The 1,137-nt window shown below is 72.9% G+C and carries 2 protein-coding genes; one reads left to right on the top strand and one right to left on the bottom strand.

The window, feature by feature from the left end; genetic code table 11:
* On the bottom strand, nucleotides 1-668 hold a 668-nt coding region (locus AB0G02_RS41605; protein ID WP_360806504.1), incomplete at its 3' end, for a LacI family DNA-binding transcriptional regulator.
* Nucleotides 669-824: 156 nt separating this feature from the next.
* Here AB0G02_RS41605 and AB0G02_RS41600 point away from each other — a divergent pair.
* Nucleotides 825-1,137: hypothetical protein (locus AB0G02_RS41600; RefSeq protein ID WP_360806501.1), on the top strand; the 313-nt coding region annotated here is incomplete at its 3' end.

Raw genomic sequence — 1,137 nt, 5'->3', positions numbered from 1 at the left:
ACGCCCGCGGCGTCGAACACCTGGCACATGCCGATCAGCCGCTCCCGGGCCGCGATGCTGTTCGGGGGCACGTCCTCCAGCCCGGGACCGGCGCCCACCAGGTGCACGCCCTCGCGGTGGCCCGCGTCGACGAGGATCCGCGCGGCGGCCCGACCGGCCTCCACCTCGTCCGGCAGCACGGCCGGCACCGGCGAGTACGCCGCGGGCAGGGCGTTGAGCAGCACCGCCGGGCCCTGTGCCAAGCCCTCGGGCACGACGACCTTCCGGGTGTACATCGCCGCGAAGATGATGCCGTCGACCTGGCGGTCGTGCATCGCCTCGATCAGGGCGCGCTCGACGTCGGGATCACCGCCGGTCTCACCGATGAACAGCATGAAGCCGCGCTGGTGGGCGGCCTCCACGGCCCCCTTGATCATGTCCCCGGCCAGCAGCGAGGACGCCACGGTGTCGGACACCAACCCGATCGTCCGGGAGCGCCCGGTGCGCAGGCCGACCGACAGCGTGTTGCGCCGGTAGCCCAGCTCCTGCGCGGTCGAGCGCACGCGGCGCTCCACCTCTTCGGAGATGCGCAGGTCCCGACCGCGGCCGGCGAGCACCAGGGACACGGTGGTGGTCGAGACACCGGTCGCCTTCGCCACGTCGGCCAGCGTGATGCGTCGTCGCCCCAACGCCGCCCTCCGTCCTCATCGGACACCAGCGTCCTTGACACCGGGTCGTACCAACCCGAAACTCCGGGAGGCTAACACGATTTAGCTCGGCCGAGGGAGACGATGTTGCCCCCTACAAGACCATGGCGAGCGATCGCCGGCGCCGCCCTGGCGTCGGTGGTCCTGGCCGGCTGCGCGGCACCCGGCGCCGACCGGCCGGCCGTCACGGGCGCGTCGACGACCGCGGTGTCCGAACCGGACTGCGGCACCGGACCGGTGCTGCTGCACGCCCGCTTCGAGGCCGGTTTCCCGTTGGCCCGAGCCCTCACCGAGGAGTTCACCCGGCAGCACCCGAACGTCACGTGGGACGTGCGCGAGGAGCAGTACGCGGTGCTGACGCAGAACGCGCCGCGCCTGCTCGCGGACAACCCGCCCGACCTGATCAGGCTGCCGCAGGTGTCCGACCTGGCGGGCGACGGGCTGCTGCGCG

Source organism: Actinosynnema sp. NPDC023658 (assembly GCF_040639995.1).
In the GTDB taxonomy this organism is placed as follows: domain Bacteria; phylum Actinomycetota; class Actinomycetes; order Mycobacteriales; family Pseudonocardiaceae; genus Actinosynnema.
Note: the sequence above shows the minus strand (reverse complement) of the source record. Positions and strands in the feature narration are given on the sequence as shown.